This is a genomic window from Agrobacterium sp. CG674, assembly GCF_053521645.1.
Map to the genome: position 1 here is coordinate 151,103 of NZ_JBNWDZ010000005.1, position 16,110 is coordinate 167,212.

Genomic DNA, 16,110 nt, shown 5'->3' on the forward strand with positions numbered 1-16,110 from the left:
CCCCAAATCAATTTTCACATTCGATGGATACAGCCATGAGCGCACCCCGCACCCTCTACGATAAAATCTGGGATGATCACGTCGTCAATCGCGACCCGGATGGAACCTGTCTTCTCTACATCGACCGTCACCTTGTGCATGAGGTGACCAGCCCGCAGGCCTTTGAGGGCTTGCGCCTTGCCGGTCGTCCCGTTCATTCGCCAGCCCGGACCTTGGCAGTGGTGGACCACAATGTGCCAACCACTGCCGATCGTCTTGAGGGCATCAAGAACGAGGAAAGCCGGGTGCAGGTTGAGGCGCTGGCACAGAATGCCGCGGAATTCGGTGTTGAATATTATTCCGAGCGCGACAAGCGTCAGGGCATCGTCCACATCGTTGGGCCGGAACAGGGCTTCACGCTGCCGGGCATGACCATTGTGTGCGGTGACAGCCACACATCCACCCACGGTGCTTTTGGGGCGCTGGCGCATGGTATCGGTACGTCAGAGGTGGAACACGTTCTGGCGACACAGACGCTGATCCAGAAAAAAGCCAAGAACATGCTGGTGCGCGTAGACGGCAAGGTGCCTGATGGCGTGACGGCCAAGGATATCATCCTTGCCATCATCGGTGAGATCGGCACTGCCGGTGGTACGGGCCACGTCATCGAATTCGCCGGTGAAGCGATCCAGTCTCTGTCGATGGAAGGCCGCATGACGGTCTGCAACATGACGATTGAAGGCGGCGCCCGCGCCGGTCTTGTCGCACCTGATGAGACGACATTCGACTATATCAAGGACAAGCCGCGCTCTCCGAAGGGGGAAGTGCTGGAACAGGCCATTGCCTATTGGAAGACGCTGAAATCCGATGAAGGTGCGCATTACGACAAGGTTGTCGTGTTGAACGCCGCCGACCTGCCGCCTATCGTATCCTGGGGTTCGTCGCCTGAGGATGTAGTTTCCGTGCAGGGTGAAGTGCCGGATCCAGCCACAATCGAGGATGAGAACAAGCGCAATTCCAAGCAGCGCGCGCTGGAATATATGGGCCTGAAGCCCGGCACCAAGATGACCGACATCGCCATCGACCGCGTCTTCATCGGTTCCTGCACCAACGGCCGTATCGAGGATTTGCGGGCTGCGGCGAAGATTGTCGAGGGTCGCAAGGTGGCTCCGACCGTGTCTGCCATGATCGTTCCCGGCTCTGGTCTTGTGAAGGAACAGGCTGAGAAGGAAGGGCTGGACAAGATTTTCCTGGAAGCGGGCTTTGAGTGGCGCGAACCGGGCTGCTCTATGTGTCTTGCCATGAATGACGACCGGCTTGCGCCGGGCGAACGTTGCGCCTCCACGTCCAACCGCAACTTCGAGGGACGTCAGGGCTACAAGAGCCGCACGCATCTTGTGTCGCCTGCAATGGCTGCAGCTGCTGCCGTTGCCGGGCACTTCGTTGATGTGCGCGACTGGCGTTAAATTGTGACGAGGGCCGGGAGCAGGAAACTACTCCCGGCCCTTTCTAACAGACCGTGATTTTCGTGCCCTTGCGCAAATGGGGCAGAACGCGGCGCATGTCGCGTGGATGAAGCGCCACGCATCCCGCTGTTGGTTCATAGCCCGGGCGGATCATGTGCATGAAAATGGCCGAGCCCAGATTTCGGCGGCGCGACGTGACGTTCCAGTCGAGCACAAGGCAGACATCGTAGAGACCATCCTGCCGGCGCATGTCTTCATGGCTTGCCTTGAAGGGTGCCGTGACGAGCCTGTTGTAATTGGGATCTGAGGGCGCATCACACCACAACATGTTCGACTGCGTGCGATACATCGGCAGCGATGTGTTCAAGGCAGCCATCCTGTCACCTCGATGGAAGCCGTAAAGCACATCCATTGTCGTGATCGGTGTCTTCCCATCGCCTTCGCGTTTAAGTGCCGTTCGCCCGTTGCGGCCAATAGCCGCCTGAAAAGTGAGGTGGCCCAGTTGCAGCAATGCGCGGCTTTTGTTGCGGGGTGCGGCGCGAACGCGCAATTCCAGAGGCTTCTTTGGCTGCTTTATTTTGCGTGTCGGCATGGTTCTCACGAGATTTTGCTTTGCAGGTGTGACAACGTTACCTCCGGGCGCAGTGTTATAGAGTGACAAAGGGTTGACGTTGCGGCATCAAATCGCTGAATTGGCTCACGAATGTAGAAAGCACGCGCACCATGACGATCGCAAGATAGGCTTGTGCGATATGCTTTCAATGTAACAAGAAAGGCTGAGATATCCCATGACGGCCCGTACACTTCTTTTGGTCGACGACGATGACGATCTGCGCGAGACACTTGCCGAGCAATTGTCCCCTTATGAAGAATTCAATCTTCTGACGGGCGCGAACGCCAATGCTGCGATCCAGACGACAAAATCAACGCAGGTTGATCTCTTGATCATGGATGTCGGTTTGCCAGACATGGATGGGCGCGAAGCCGTCAAGATCATGCGCAAGAATGGCTTCAAGGCTCCGATCATCATGCTGACCGGCCATGACACGGATTCCGATACGATCCTTGGTCTGGAAGCTGGCGCCAACGACTATGTCACGAAGCCATTTCGTTTTGCCGTTCTGCTGGCGCGGGTGCGTGCACAGCTTCGCCAGTATGAGCAGAGCGAAGACGCTGTCTTCACCGTTGGCCCGTATCAGTTCAAACCCAGCCAGAAGCTGCTGACATCGGATGACGGCAAGAAGATCCGCCTGACCGAAAAGGAAGCAGCGATCATCCGTTACCTCTACCGGGCCGGCAACGCGGTTGTGACGCGTGATGTGCTTCTTGAAGAGGTCTGGGGCTATAATTCCGGCGTCACCACGCACACGTTGGAAACCCATGTTTACCGCCTGCGTCAAAAAATCGAGCGCGACCCATCGAATGCAGAACTGCTGGTCACCGAGAATGGTGGCTACAAGATTGTGCCGTAACGATAAATCTGGCGGTGCGGCCCTTGTCTTGGCCGCGCCGTTGTTCGAAAACCAGTGCTGTTATCAGGTGTTGAGGCTTCGAACGATATGGCATTGAATGACGATATCCAGCTTCTGGCGCAGGTGCCCCTTTTTCAGGGCTTCAGCGACGACCAACTGCGTCTGATCGCTTTCGGTGCCGAGCGGCGCAGGATTGCCGAGGGGCAAGCCCTGTTTCGCGAGCATTCACCGGCTGAATGTGGATTCGTCATCGCGCGCGGCGGCTTTGATCTCTACAGTACCGGTCGTCAGGGGAGGCCTGAACTTCAGGCGCGGCCCCAGACTGGCTCACTTTTGTCGGAGCTTGCGCTGTTTACCCTGTGCGAGCGCAAATATACGGCGGTCGCGCATGAGGATTCCGAGGTCATCCGCATCACGCGCATCCTCTTTCACCGCATGATCGAAGAATTCCCTGACGTGGCCGACGTCGTTCTCACGCGCATTCGTGACAATATTGCGGCCTTATCATCAGGTGCCGCAGCCCTTCAGGGCCGCTTTTCGTAAGTTTTCAGAACTTGAAATGCGCAGTCACGGGAACATGATCCGATGGCCGGTTCCAGCCGCGAGCTTCCCGCAGGATCTCTATGCGATCCAGAGAAGGGCCGAGGTCCTGCGACGACCATATGTGGTCGAGACGACGACCGCGATTGGCCGCTTCCCAATCCTTGGCGCGGTAACTCCACCAAGTGTAGATTTTTTCGGTCTCTGGCACATTGAGGCGCATCAAATCGAGCCAGTTGCCCTTCTTCATGATCTCCAGCAGACCTTCGGTCTCAACCGGCGTGTGGCTGACGATCTTCAGAAGCTGCTTATGTGACCAGACGTCGTTTTCCAGCGGCGCGATGTTCAAATCGCCAACTAGGATGGACGAGGTGCCGGGTACGCCGTCGGCGCTCAACGCCTTCATTTCCTCGATGAAATCCAGCTTGTGGCCGAACTTCGGGTTGATGGAGCGATCCGGCTCATCACCGCCTGCCGGGACATAGAAATTGTGAAGACGGATTTTGCGGGACCCGACCTGAACGATGCCGGAGATGTGGCGGGCATCGCCAATGCCGCAATAATCCTGCCGATGATCTTCTGTCAGCGGCAGTTTTGATGCGATTGCGACGCCGTGATAGCCCTTCTGGCCATGGATGATGACATGGTTGTAGCCGAGCGCCTTCAAGGGCTTGAGCGGAAACTCACCGTTTGGGCACTTGGTTTCCTGAAGGCAGAGCACATCAGGATTGTAACGCACCAGAAACTGCTCGACGATTGGCATGCGTAGCCGTACCGAGTTGATGTTCCAGGTGGTTATCGAAAAGGTCATGCCTGCACTCCATTGATCCGTCTGAACGGTGGAGGCAGGCTTATAACATCATGCCGGAAACGGGAATTCTTTTCTCAGCCGCGACCGCGGACTTCCTCGTAATTGATCGCGAACACCTTATCGTCCAGCGCCATGCCGGTCTGGACGTTGAAGATCATCACTGTCGTATCCTTGTTCTGCGCATCCGTCGTGGTCCATTGGCGCAGATCGAAGGTCTTGGGATCAAACATCAGCGTGATGGTCGAATCGCCAAAGATGCTCTTGTCGCCTAGAACAATCGTCGTCAGGTCGGTTTCCTGTTTGACGTCGCGGACCTTCTGGTTGCCGAGATCGATCTTGTCGGAGAGGAGAAGGCTGAGCGGCGTCTTGGACAGGGGATAGAGATCCCAGGTTTTCAGCTTGTTGTTGCCGATCACCACATTCTTGCCGTCAGAAATGACGCGCATCGGCGAGGGGTCCTCGTAGTTGAAGCGCAGCTTGCCCGGGCGCGCAATGTAAAACTTTCCGCCCGTCTGTTCGCCGCGTGGACCAAACTGCACGAATTCGCCCATCATGGTTTTGACGGAGGAGAAGTGATTGGCAATTTTCTGCGCCGTCGCGTCCTGCGCAAAAGCCTGCAGCGGCTGCAGAGCCGCCATCGCTGCCGTTGCGGAAAACATGGTCATCAGGCCGCGACGCGTCATTGTGCCATCAAGGCTGAAAGGCTGCGCGGAAGCGACCGGGACGTTGTTTTTCATTCTTTTCTCCTTCATCGCCATTTCTTGCCAAAAAAACGCGGCGGCTTCATGACATCGCCATGGGGTATATCGCCACCGTGTATAATGCCGGAACGTCGTCTTGGTTGCTGACATCAGCGTGAACTGGCACGTCGGGGCTCGTGTATCAATCCTGCTCGGTCGGCACGAGAATCTCGCGTTTTCCGGCGTGGTTGGCAGGGCCGATGATACCTTCCTGCTCCATGCGTTCGATCAGCGAGGCGGCACGGTTATAGCCGATGCCAAGTCGGCGCTGAACGTAGGAAGTGGACGCCTTTCCGTCGCGAAGCACCACGGCGACGGCCTGATCATAGGGATCATCGGATTCGGCCATATTGCCAGTGCCCGAAGGTCCGCCGCCATCCTCGTCTTCATCCTCTTCGGTGATGGATTCGAGATATTCCGGTGACCCTTGAGTCTTCAGGTAGGCAACGATGTCTTCGACCTCATTGTCGGCCACGAATGGACCGTGCACGCGCTGAATGCGCCCGCCGCCCGCCATGTAAAGCATGTCGCCCATGCCGAGAAGCTGCTCTGCACCCTGTTCACCGAGGATCGTGCGGCTGTCGATCTTGGAGGTGACCTGGAAGGAAATGCGGGTCGGGAAGTTGGCCTTGATCGTGCCGGTGATCACGTCGACGGATGGACGCTGTGTGGCCATGATGACGTGAATGCCTGCAGCACGCGCCATCTGCGCCAGCCGCTGGACGGCGCCTTCAATATCTTTGCCCGCCACCATCATCAGGTCGGCCATTTCATCGATGATAACGACGATGTAGGGCAGGGGCTTCAGGTCGAATTCTTCCGTTTCGTACATGGCTTCGCCGGTCTGGCGGTCAAAGCCGGTCTGCACGGTGCGGGTCAGCACCTCTCCCTTGTCCAGCGCCTGTTGAACGCGGGTATTGAAGCCATCGATGTTGCGCACACCGATCTTCGACATTTTCTTGTAGCGCTCTTCCATCTCGCGCACGGTCCATTTCAGCGCAACGACGGCCTTTTTCGGATCGGTAACGACGGGAGACAGCAGATGCGGGATGCCGTCATAGACCGACAGTTCCAGCATTTTTGGGTCGATCATGATGAGGCGGCACTGTTCCGGCGTCATGCGGTAGAGCAGCGACAGGATCATGGTGTTGATGGCAACGGATTTACCGGAGCCGGTGGTGCCGGCCACGAGCAGATGCGGCATCTTGGCGAGATCGGCAATCACGGCTTCACCGCCAATGGTCTTGCCGAGCGACATGGGCAACTTGGCCTTGTTGTTCTCGAAATCGCGCGAGGCAATCAATTCCCGCAGATAGACCGTTTCGCGGATCTTGTTGGGCAGTTCGATGCCGATGGCATTGCGGCCGGGCACGACGGCCACACGGGCGGCGATTGCGCTCATCGACCGGGCGATATCATCGGCGAGGCCAATGACACGCGAGGATTTGATGCCCGGTGCGGGTTCAAGCTCGTACATGGTGACCACGGGGCCGGGACGCACATGAATGATCTCGCCCTTGACGCCGAAATCTTCCAGAACGCCTTCCAGCCTTCGGGCATTCTTTTCCAGAACATCGGCATTCAGCGTGTTGTCACGAACGACGCTTTTCGGCTCGGCCAGAAGGTGGACGGAAGGAAGCTGGAAGCCATCTCTGGCAATGAAGGAGGGTTGCGCATCGCGTGCAAGGCGTTCGCTGGGTTTGGGGCGAGCGGATGGCGGGGTGATTCGGGTCTGGCCAGCGGCAGGGCGGGCGGCAAACTTGGCATCGCCGGACAGGACGCCATCGGGCAGGCTATCATCGTCTTCGTCGCTATTGTTGTCATCGTCCATCGAGATCGATGGCGGGGCAACGTCGCGCCGTGCGCGGGCCTCGGCGCGTTCTTCAAAGGATGGCTCGGCGCGCTCCAGCCTGTTCATGGCGGTTTTCAGGCGTGATGGTTCGTTCAGTGTTCCGAATTCATAATCATTGAAATCATAAGGCTGTTCGAACTCGTTGCGCATCGACTTTGGCTTCAGGCCAAACAGACGGCGGAAGCGGGCCTGTCCGATGTACCAGTAATGGGTGAGCGCGCCGAAAGCCAAAAGGCTGCCAAAGAAGCCATTGCTGTCGTCATCGTCCTCCTCAACCGCTTCCTGCACCTTGCGGGCCTTGCTGGGAGCGGAAGCTTGGGCAACGACGAGTTCGTCCTCTTCATCCGGTGCGCCAAGAAGTCCCGAGGCAAACAGCATCAGCCATGCAGCCGGTATTGCAAAGAGGCTGCCAAGGACTGTGGCAAACGTTCCTGTCGGGTAGGCACCGATGAAAAGGGCGGGGAAACGCAGGATCATATCACCGATGACGCCGCCAATGCCGTTGGGCAGCGGCCATGTCAGGGGTGCGGGGAAGCAACCGAGCGAGGCGGAGGCGATGAAAGCGCCGCTGACCCAAGCCACGAGGCGGGCAGGAATGCGGCTGAACTTTCGGCCCGAAATCAGGGCGAATGACCAGGCGAGGATCGGCAGCATGGCGATCAGCGCCGACAGGCCTAGAAACTGCATCATGATATCGGCAAAGATCGCGCCGCTGTGGCCGAGAAGATTGGTCGGCGCATTGCCCGTGGCATAGGACAGGCTGGGGTCTGCGACATTCCAGGTGGCCAATGCCGTGATGCCGAGCGCCAGCACGCCCAGCACGGCGAAACCACACAGGGCCAATATCTGGCGCACAACGAATGCCGTCAGCACGAAGCGGTTATCACGACCATCGAATGTCGGAGAAGTCACTCTGTCCATATTCTGAACCTGTCGTTCCTAGTTGCTTCCGGGGTCCGCTCCAGAGGTGGCGCAGACGGGATGACAGGCCAAAATAGCGGGTTGCTGGTTAACATGGCATTAACCATGCACATTCTGCTGATATTCAGGGGGCCGGAAATGGAAAAAGCCCGGCAATGGCCGGGCTTTCGAGTGTCTTATAGTAAAGCGGGCTGGCCTTAAGAGTGGTAAGCCGCTTCGCCGTGGGTGGCGAGATCGAGACCTTCGCGTTCGGCTTCCACCGGAACACGCAGGCCAACGACGAGGTCTACCACCTTGTAGAGGATGATCGAACCGATGCCAGACCATGCAACAGTGACGAGAACGCCCTTGAGCTGCGCCCAGACCTGAGTTGCCGTGCCTGCGTAGCTTGCAGCGAAGTCAGCTGTCGAATAATCGACGATGCCTGCGCCACCGAGTGCTGGGTTGACGAAAACACCAGTCAGCAGAGCGCCGATGATGCCGCCGACGCCGTGCACGCCGAACACGTCTGCCGTGTCATCGTAGCCGAACTTGTTCTTCACCGTCGAAACGAAGAAGTAGCACACTGGGGAAACAACCAGACCCATGATGATCGCGCCCATTGGACCGACGAAACCGGCAGCAGGGGTGACGACAACGAGGCCAGCGACAGCACCGGAAGCAGCGCCCAGCATGGAGGCTTTTCCGCGTGTGAAGTTTTCAACGAGTGCCCAGGAAACGATGGCCGCTGCCGTGGCAACAAAGGTGTTGATCATGGCAAGGCCGGCATAGGCGTTTGCTTCCAGGTTGGAACCGGCGTTGAAGCCGAACCAGCCCACCCACAGAAGGGCAGCGCCGACCATGGTGAGGGTCATGGAGTGCGGAGCCATCATGTCCTTGCCGAAGCCTGTGCGCTTGCCAATCATGATTGCGCCGACGAGACCCGCAACACCTGCGTTGATGTGAACAACCGTGCCGCCGGCAAAGTCGATTGCGCCAAAGCCGAAGATCAGGCCAGTTGGGCCGTCATAGGCGCTTGGGCCGCCCCAGAACCAGACCATGTGAGCAATCGGGAAGTAGACGAAGGTCAGCCAGAGGATCGTGAACAGGATAACTGCGGAGAACTTGATACGTTCAGCAAACGCACCAACGATCAGAGCCGGGGTAATGGCTGCGAACGTCATCTGGAAGCAAACGAAGACGAGTTCCGGGATTGCTGCACCCTTGGTGAAGCTTTCCGACAGCGTTGTCGTATCGACGCCCGCCAGGAACATCTTGGAGAAGCCGCCAACAAAGCTGTTGAGCGAGCCGCCATCGGTGAAGGCAAGAGAATAGCCGTATGTAACCCAGATGATCATGGCGACAGCCGCAATCATCATGACCTGCATCAGAACAGACAGCATGTTCTTGGTGCGAACGAGACCGCCGTAAAACAGCGCAAGACCGGGAACGATCATCAAGAGGACGAGGATGGTCGAAATCATCATCCAGGTCGTATCGCCCTTGTCGACTGTCATTGCTGGTGCCGCTGCGGCAACAGCCGGGGCTGCGGCATCCTGCGCGAAGGCGAAGGCGGGGGCAAGAAGCGCCGCCGCGCCGGCGCTGAGCCGACCAAGTGTGGAAATCCTGTTAAATTGCATGGTTTGAAAACTCCCCTGTCAGCCGAGCTTAAAGCGCTTCTGTGTTGGTTTCGCCGGTACGGATGCGCACGGCCTGTTCAATCGAGTAGACAAAGATCTTGCCATCGCCGATCTGCCCCGTCTTTGCAGATGCCGCGATTGCCTCGACGGCCTTCTCGACGAGATCGGAAGCAACGGCGATTTCGATCTTCAACTTTGGAAGAAAGCTGACCGCATATTCGGTGCCGCGATAAATTTCGGTATGTCCCTTCTGGCGCCCGTAACCTTTGACCTCGGTTACAGTCAGGCCTTGAATACCAACAGCAGTCAGCGCTTCGCGCACCTCGTCCAGCTTGAACGGCTTGATAATGGCCATCACAATTTTCATCTGGTTTCCCATCCTTTGTTTGTCCTCGGCAGAGCCGATTCTCCTCGACGCTGGCTGATCGATAACAGCGACTGTAACAATACATTCAAGGCGCGTGCCAGTTTGAGTGGCGCGTTCTTAAGTTATTGATTCGGAAGGGGAATAATAAAAAAGATCGGAAAATAGGCAGCGCTTTGCGCATGGTCAGCGCAATTGATGGGCAATTTTTAGAAAACGCCTAAAAACTAATCATTTGCTATTTTGCGGATCAGGCCTTCCTGAGCCATCGATGCGACGAGCATGCCGTCGCGGGTAAACAGGCTGCCACGTGTCAGGCCGCGTGCACCGGATGCGCTGGGGCTGTCCTGAACGTAGAGCAGCCAGTCGTCCAGCTTGCAGGGGCGGTGAAACCAGATGGCGTGGTCGAGGCTTGCTGCCTGAATGGCTGGATCGAAGATCGTCGTGCCATGGGCGTAGAGCGATGTGTCGAGCAGGGTCATGTCGGAAAGATAGGCCAGAACAGCTGCCTGATAATGCGGGTCATCCGGCACGGCACCCACGGCGCGCACCCAGATATTCTGCTGGGGTTCGAGTTTTTCCTTGGAAATATAATGCGTCAAGGAAACAGGCCTGATCTCGATGGGGCGCTTGTTTTCCCAATATTTGCGGATAGCAGGTGGTGCTTTTGCCAGAAACGCATCGCGCATCTGGTCTTCGCTCATCAATTGCTCGGGCTGGGGAACCGTGGGTATCGATGCCTGATGGTCAAAGCCACCTTCATCGATCTGGAACGAGGCCGACATGGAAAAAATCGCCTTGCCGTGCTGGATGGCGACGATGCGGCGCGTGGCAAAGCTTGCGCCATCACGAATGCGGTCCACCTGATAGATGATGGGAACCAGCGGATCGCCAGGGCGCATGAAATAGGCGTGTAAGGAGTGCACGAAACGCTCAGCGCTGACGGTTCTCTGCGCGGCCATCAAGGCCTGCGCGATGACCTGCCCACCGAAAACCCGTTGCCAGCCGACCTGCGGGCTTGTGCCACGAAAAAGGTTTTCTTCCAGTTTTTCGAGGTCCAGCGTGGAGATGAGATTTTCCAGCGGCGCAGAATTTTCAAAAGGGCGCGACATTTTCGACATGCTCCAGCTGTAGGAAGACCAGAATGCATGGTCTATAGTGCATGCGTGATATTCACAAGAATGCAGGAGATGACGTGATGCTTGATGTGGTGATTGCGGGCGGCGGATATGTCGGGCTTGGCGTTGCGGTCGCCATCAAGCAGGCTGCACCGCACATGGAGGTGCAGGTCATCGAAGCAGCGCCCGAGGATGTCTGGAAAAAGGACATGCGGGCGTCAGCCATTATCGCTGCTGCATCCCGGATGCTTGATGTCTTCGGCATTTGGGACGAGTTGCTTCCTGAGGCGCAGGCGATCAACAAGATGATCGTCACTGATTCGAAAACATCAGACCCGGTGCGGCCTGTGTTTCTGACATTCGATGGCGATGTCGCCGAAGGCCAACCTTTCGCACATATGGTGCCGAATGTGGCCATGGTCGGTGCCTTGCGCGGCCTGTGCGAGCGGATGGGCGTTACCATTCGCCATGGGTCAAGCGTTTCCGGCTTTGATGCCGGTCCCCGCTGCAATCTGGTGACATTGGCCGACGGCTCAACGCTTGAGACGAGGCTGCTGGTTGCCTGTGATGGCGTTCGGTCTGCCCTGCGCGACATGGCTGGTATCAAGACGGTTCATTGGGCCTATGACCAATCCGGCATCGTGACAACGGTGGAACATGAGCGCCCGCATAATGGCTGCGCGGAAGAGCATTTCCTGCCTTCGGGCCCCTTCGCTATTCTGCCGTTGAAGGGTAATCGCTCCTCGCTGGTCTGGACGGAACGGACCGCCGATGCGGACCAGCTGGTGGCCGCGGATGATCTCGTGTTCGAAGAAGAGCTGGAGCGCCGTTTCGGCCATAAGCTTGGTGCCATAAGGCCCGTTGGTCCAAGGCGGGCATTTCCGCTCGGGCTGACGCTTGCGCGGGCATTCGTGGCTCCGCGTCTGGCGCTGGCGGGCGATGCAGCCCATGGCATTCACCCGATTTCCGGCCAAGGCCTCAATCTCGGCTTCAAGGACGTTGCTGCCCTTGCCGAAACGATTGTGGAGGCTGATCGCCTTGGCCTCGATATCGGCTCGTTGAACGTTCTGGAGCGGTACCAGTCCTGGCGCAGGTTCGATACTGTGCGCATGGGCATCACCACCGATGTCCTGAACCGGCTGTTTTCCAACGATGTCGGCCCCATCCGCGTGGCGCGTGATTTCGGCCTCGGGCTTGTGGACCGGATTCCGGGCCTCAAATCCTATTTCATCGGTCAGGCGGCAGGCACTCATGACAAGGGCGGGCCGAAATTGCTGGCCGGTCAGCCACTTTGACCCGGTGATTCGGCGCTAACACGTCCGCAATCTGGTCTAAACGGCAGAGTATGGGTTAAAATCCCTGCAAATCCGCCTTTCATGAAATGGTTCCTTGCCTTTGACCTCCACCATTGCCATGTGTGGAAGACAAGAGGCGGACGGAACGTTTCCGAATGGTTCTAAAATAGCAGTTCAGTCGAGCTTACGGATAATACGTTGAATTCTCGCCCCATGATCTTGAGCGGCCGCGGTGTTACGGCCGTTCTCGGACCAACAAATACCGGCAAGACGCATTACGCCATTGAGCGCATGGTGGCCTATGGCAGCGGCGTCATCGGCCTGCCGCTGCGGCTGCTTGCCCGAGAAGTCTATACACGGCTGGTGGAAAAGGTCGGTGCGCCCAATGTCGCGCTGATAACGGGCGAAGAAAAAATCACCCCACCCAAAGCGGCCTATTCCGTTTGCACCGTTGAGGCCATGCCGCGTGAGACCACCGCGGCCTTCGTGGCCATCGATGAAGTGCAGCTTGCCGGTGATCTCGAGCGCGGACATATCTTTACCGACCGCATTCTGCATTTGCGTGGCCGCGAGCAGACCCTGTTGCTGGGTGCTGGCACCATGCGGCCAATCCTTGAAAAGTTGCTGCCCGGCATCGTCATGGTGGAGCGCCCCCGGCTTTCGCAGCTTTTCTATGCGGGCCAGAAGAAAATCACCCGCCTGCCACAGCGCACGGCCATCGTCGCGTTTTCCGCCGACGAGGTCTATGCGATTGCAGAGCTGGTGCGGCGTCAGCGCGGCGGTGCGGCTGTTGTGCTGGGCGCATTGTCTCCACGCACACGCAACGCGCAGGTCGGGCTCTATCAATCCGGTGATGTCGAATATCTGGTTGCGACCGATGCGATCGGCATGGGCCTCAACCTGGATGTCGACCATGTTGCTTTCGCGCAGGATCGCAAATTCGATGGCTACCAGTTCCGCAATCTGAATGCGGGCGAAATGGGCCAGATCGCCGGACGCGCCGGTCGTCACCTTCGCGATGGCACATTCGGCGTGACGGGTCAGGTAGATCCATTCGACGATGAACTGGTGCACCGGGTCGAATCACATCAGTTCGATGCGGTCAAAGTGCTGCAATGGCGCACAACGAATTTCGATTTTGCATCCATTTCCAGGTTGCGGGCGAGCCTTGATGCGGCACCAACCGTGCAGGGTTTGACGCGGGCGCTACCTGCAATTGATCAACAAGCGCTGGAACACCTTGCGCGTTACCCAGAAATCGTTGACATAACGACGAACGCTGCGCGTGTGGAGAAGCTGTGGGAAGCCTGTGCTTTGCCGGATTTCCGCCGCATCGCGCCAGCACAGCATGCCGACTTGATTTCGACACTCTATTTCGACCTCGTCAAACGCGGAACCGTTAACGAGGATTTCATGGCCGAACAGGTGCGGCGGGCGGACCGCACCGACGGAGAGATCGATACGCTATCTGCAAGGATTGCGCAGATCAGAACATGGACGTATGTATCAAACCGCCCAGGATGGCTTGCCGATCCGACACACTGGCAAGAAAAGACTCGGGAAATCGAAGATCGATTGTCCGATGCTTTACATGAAAGGTTGACGAAACGCTTTGTTGATCGCAGGACATCTGTGCTCATGAGGCGCCTAAGAGAGAATGCGATGCTTGAAGCTGAAATCAGTGTGAATGGTGATGTCTTTGTTGAAGGACATCATGTCGGCCAATTGGCGGGTTTCCGGTTTACACCGGTTGCCGGAGCTGAAGGGCCAGATGCCAAGGCTGTGCAAGGCGCAGCGCAGAAGGCGCTTGCGCTGGAATATGAGGCGCGTGCTGCGCGCCTGCATGCCAGCGGCAACAGCGACCTCGCGTTAAGCGCCGACGGCCTTGTCCGCTGGTTGGGTGAGCCTGTCGCTCGTCTGGCAGCTGGCGACAATATCATGAAGCCGCGTGTCATCATGCTGGCTGATGAGCAGCTGAGCGGCAATGCGCGTGACCACGCCGTTGCACGCATCGAGCGTTTCGTGAACCATCAGATCGCGACGGTGCTGAAGCCTCTCGATGATATCTCTCGCGCAGAAGATTTGCAGGGTCTTGCCAAGGGTCTGGCCTTCCAGCTCGTGGAAAACCTCGGCGTGCTGTTCCGTCGCGATGTGACGGAAGAAGTGAAGACGCTCGATCAGGATGCGCGCGCTTCCATGCGCCGCTATGGCATCCGCTTTGGCGCTTACCACGTGTTTTTGCCAGCATTGCTCAAGCCAGCACCTGCTGAGCTGGTGACGCTGCTCTGGGCCCTGAAGAATGACGGTCTTGGAAAGCCAGGTTACGGCGATCTCATTCCAGTTCTCGCCGCCGGCCGTACATCTGTCGTAACGGACCCAAGCTTCGAGCGCATGTTCTACAAGCTTGCAGGCTTCCGCTTCCTCGGAAAGCGCGCCGTTCGTATCGACATTCTGGAGCGTCTGGCCGATCTCATTCGTCCGCTGTTGCAGTGGAAGCCGGGTGCACAGCCACGCCCTGAAGGCGCTTATGATGGTCGTCGTTTTACAACGACCACCGCGATGCTTTCCATCCTCGGCGCTACGCTTGATGACATGGAAGAAATCTTGAAGGGCCTCGGCTACCGTGCCGATCAGGTCAGCGCTGAAGATGCTGCCGCTTTCCTTGGCGGCCAGAGCAACGACGCTGCAAAGACCGAGACACCGGCTGCTGCGGCTGAAGAGCCTGCACAGCATGATGATGCCGATGCCGAGACATCTTCGGAAGAAGCACCTGTCGCAGAAGCCGTTGCAGAGGCACCTGTTGAAGTGACAGCAGAAGAGACACCATCGGCTGCGGAAGCATCCGAGACGGTGACAGAGGTTGCACAGGAGCCAGCGACTGAAGCTGTACCGGCCGAAGTTGCAGAGCCGAAGCCAGTTCTGCTGTGGCGTCCAGGCGGTCGCAACGACACCCAGCGCAGCGACAACCGTCGTCCCGGCAACCGTGGTCAGGGTGAGCGCCGTGCAGAGGGCGGCGAAGACCGCAAGTCTCAGCCACGTGGCAATGCTGGTCGTGATGGTGCCCCCCGTGACAATGCAGCCCGCGAAGGCGACCGCAAGCGTGATGGTGGTCGTCCAGACCGCAACAACAGCAACAATCGCTCTGATCGTCCAGATCGTGGCGAGCGCAAGGATCGGCCAGATCGCAACGACCGTGGTGGCAAGCCGCAGGGTCAGCAGCGTTTCGAAGCCAAGCCACCGCGCAAGGAAAAGCCGCTTGATCCGGATTCACCTTTCGCAAAGCTTGCTGCTTTGAAGGACCAGTTGAAGAAGTAACAGGAAGCCCTCTGCTTTATGGAAAGCAGAGGGCTTTTACTGTCTTGTTTGAACGCATGTGCGGACGGAAAACCGGGCCGCATTTTTTCTGGAAATACTTGATGGGTGAGAAGCAGCAGCCACATGATGCAGGCCGTCAGCGCCTCGATAAATGGCTCTTCTTCGCCCGTATGATCAAATCCAGATCCCTTGCCCAGAGCTATATTCAATCGGGCAATGTCCGCATCAACGGCAACCCCATTCGCCAGTCCAGCCATCTCTTAAAGACGGGTGACAGGCTCGAACTCTCTTTCGAGCGTTCTACCCGCATTCTTGTGGTGCTGGCATCGGGTGAGCGGCGCGGACCTTATGAGGAGGCCAAGCTCCTCTATGATGACCAGACACCACCTCCGGTGCCCAGCGATCGCTTCACCCCGCTGGAGCAGGCCATGCGCGAGCCTGGCAGCGGACGGCCGACGAAGAAGGAGCGCCGTGCGCTCGACAAGTTCATTTCAGACAGCGGTGAAGGCTTCGAATAGCGGTGCCGATGGGCGGCGCAGAGGTGAGGCCACCAGCGCAGCTGGAATAAATGACCCAGATCAGCCCCTTTTTTGAAACCGTTTGTCCTTGCTATCTTGT

13 protein-coding genes are annotated in these 16,110 nt (G+C 57.8%); 6 read left to right on the plus strand and 7 right to left on the minus strand.

What is annotated here, in order from left to right; genetic code table 11:
- Positions 1 to 35 precede the first annotated feature (35 nt).
- Entirely contained in the window at positions 36 to 1,445 is a 1,410-nt protein-coding gene (leuC, locus tag ACQZ51_RS15620) for a 3-isopropylmalate dehydratase large subunit (RefSeq protein ID WP_448778540.1), read from the plus strand.
- Between the two features lie 43 nt (positions 1,446 to 1,488).
- Here leuC and ACQZ51_RS15625 read toward each other — a convergent pair whose 3' ends face one another.
- Positions 1,489 to 2,037, minus strand: a complete 549-nt coding sequence (locus ACQZ51_RS15625; RefSeq protein ID WP_448778541.1) for a L,D-transpeptidase family protein — start codon at positions 2,035 to 2,037, stop codon at positions 1,489 to 1,491.
- Between the two features lie 196 nt (positions 2,038 to 2,233).
- On the opposite strand from ACQZ51_RS15625, the gene ACQZ51_RS15630 reads away from it, so the two are divergent.
- Together ACQZ51_RS15630 and ACQZ51_RS15635 are read left to right on the plus strand one after the other, a co-directional pair.
- Positions 2,234 to 2,917: a response regulator transcription factor gene (locus ACQZ51_RS15630; protein ID WP_042615582.1), complete on the plus strand. Its 684-nt coding sequence runs from the start codon at positions 2,234 to 2,236 to the stop codon at positions 2,915 to 2,917.
- 87 nt (positions 2,918 to 3,004) lie between these two features.
- Entirely contained in the window at positions 3,005 to 3,460 is a 456-nt protein-coding gene (locus ACQZ51_RS15635) for a cyclic nucleotide-binding domain-containing protein (RefSeq protein ID WP_448778543.1), read from the plus strand.
- A gap of 4 nt (positions 3,461 to 3,464) precedes the next feature.
- Here ACQZ51_RS15635 and ACQZ51_RS15640 read toward each other — a convergent pair whose 3' ends face one another.
- The 6 genes from ACQZ51_RS15640 to tesB all read right to left on the minus strand — a co-directional run bounded on the left by ACQZ51_RS15640 (position 3,465) and on the right by tesB (position 10,876).
- Positions 3,465 to 4,268: an exodeoxyribonuclease III gene (locus ACQZ51_RS15640; protein ID WP_448778544.1), complete on the minus strand. Its 804-nt coding sequence runs from the start codon at positions 4,266 to 4,268 to the stop codon at positions 3,465 to 3,467.
- A gap of 74 nt (positions 4,269 to 4,342) precedes the next feature.
- On the minus strand, positions 4,343 to 5,005 hold the full coding sequence (locus tag ACQZ51_RS15645; protein WP_448778546.1) for an outer membrane lipoprotein carrier protein LolA: 663 nt from the start codon (positions 5,003 to 5,005) through the stop codon (positions 4,343 to 4,345).
- A gap of 145 nt (positions 5,006 to 5,150) precedes the next feature.
- Entirely contained in the window at positions 5,151 to 7,781 is a 2,631-nt protein-coding gene (locus tag ACQZ51_RS15650) for a DNA translocase FtsK 4TM domain-containing protein (RefSeq protein WP_448778547.1), read from the minus strand.
- Between the two features lie 197 nt (positions 7,782 to 7,978).
- Positions 7,979 to 9,400, minus strand: a complete 1,422-nt coding sequence (locus tag ACQZ51_RS15655) for an ammonium transporter (RefSeq protein ID WP_448778549.1) — start codon at positions 9,398 to 9,400, stop codon at positions 7,979 to 7,981.
- 28 nt (positions 9,401 to 9,428) lie between these two features.
- Positions 9,429 to 9,779 carry a P-II family nitrogen regulator gene (locus tag ACQZ51_RS15660; protein WP_042615577.1) on the minus strand — a complete coding sequence of 117 codons (351 nt, stop codon included), beginning with the start codon at positions 9,777 to 9,779 and terminating at the stop codon, positions 9,429 to 9,431.
- A gap of 212 nt (positions 9,780 to 9,991) precedes the next feature.
- Positions 9,992 to 10,876 carry an acyl-CoA thioesterase II gene (gene tesB, locus ACQZ51_RS15665; RefSeq protein WP_448778551.1) on the minus strand — a complete coding sequence of 295 codons (885 nt, stop codon included), beginning with the start codon at positions 10,874 to 10,876 and terminating at the stop codon, positions 9,992 to 9,994.
- Positions 10,877 to 10,962: 86 nt separating this feature from the next.
- On the opposite strand from tesB, the gene ACQZ51_RS15670 reads away from it, so the two are divergent.
- The 3 genes from ACQZ51_RS15670 to ACQZ51_RS15680 all read left to right on the plus strand — a co-directional run bounded on the left by ACQZ51_RS15670 (position 10,963) and on the right by ACQZ51_RS15680 (position 16,010).
- Complete coding sequence (locus ACQZ51_RS15670) at positions 10,963 to 12,177, plus strand: ubiquinone biosynthesis hydroxylase (RefSeq protein WP_448778785.1); 1,215 nt, start codon at positions 10,963 to 10,965, stop codon at positions 12,175 to 12,177.
- 213 nt (positions 12,178 to 12,390) lie between these two features.
- A complete protein-coding gene (locus tag ACQZ51_RS15675; protein WP_448778552.1) occupies positions 12,391 to 15,492 on the plus strand; it encodes a helicase-related protein in 3,102 nt (1,033 codons plus the stop codon).
- A 101-nt stretch (positions 15,493 to 15,593) separates the two neighbouring features.
- Positions 15,594 to 16,010: an RNA-binding S4 domain-containing protein gene (locus tag ACQZ51_RS15680; protein WP_243258085.1), complete on the plus strand. Its 417-nt coding sequence runs from the start codon at positions 15,594 to 15,596 to the stop codon at positions 16,008 to 16,010.
- Positions 16,011 to 16,110 lie beyond the last annotated feature (100 nt).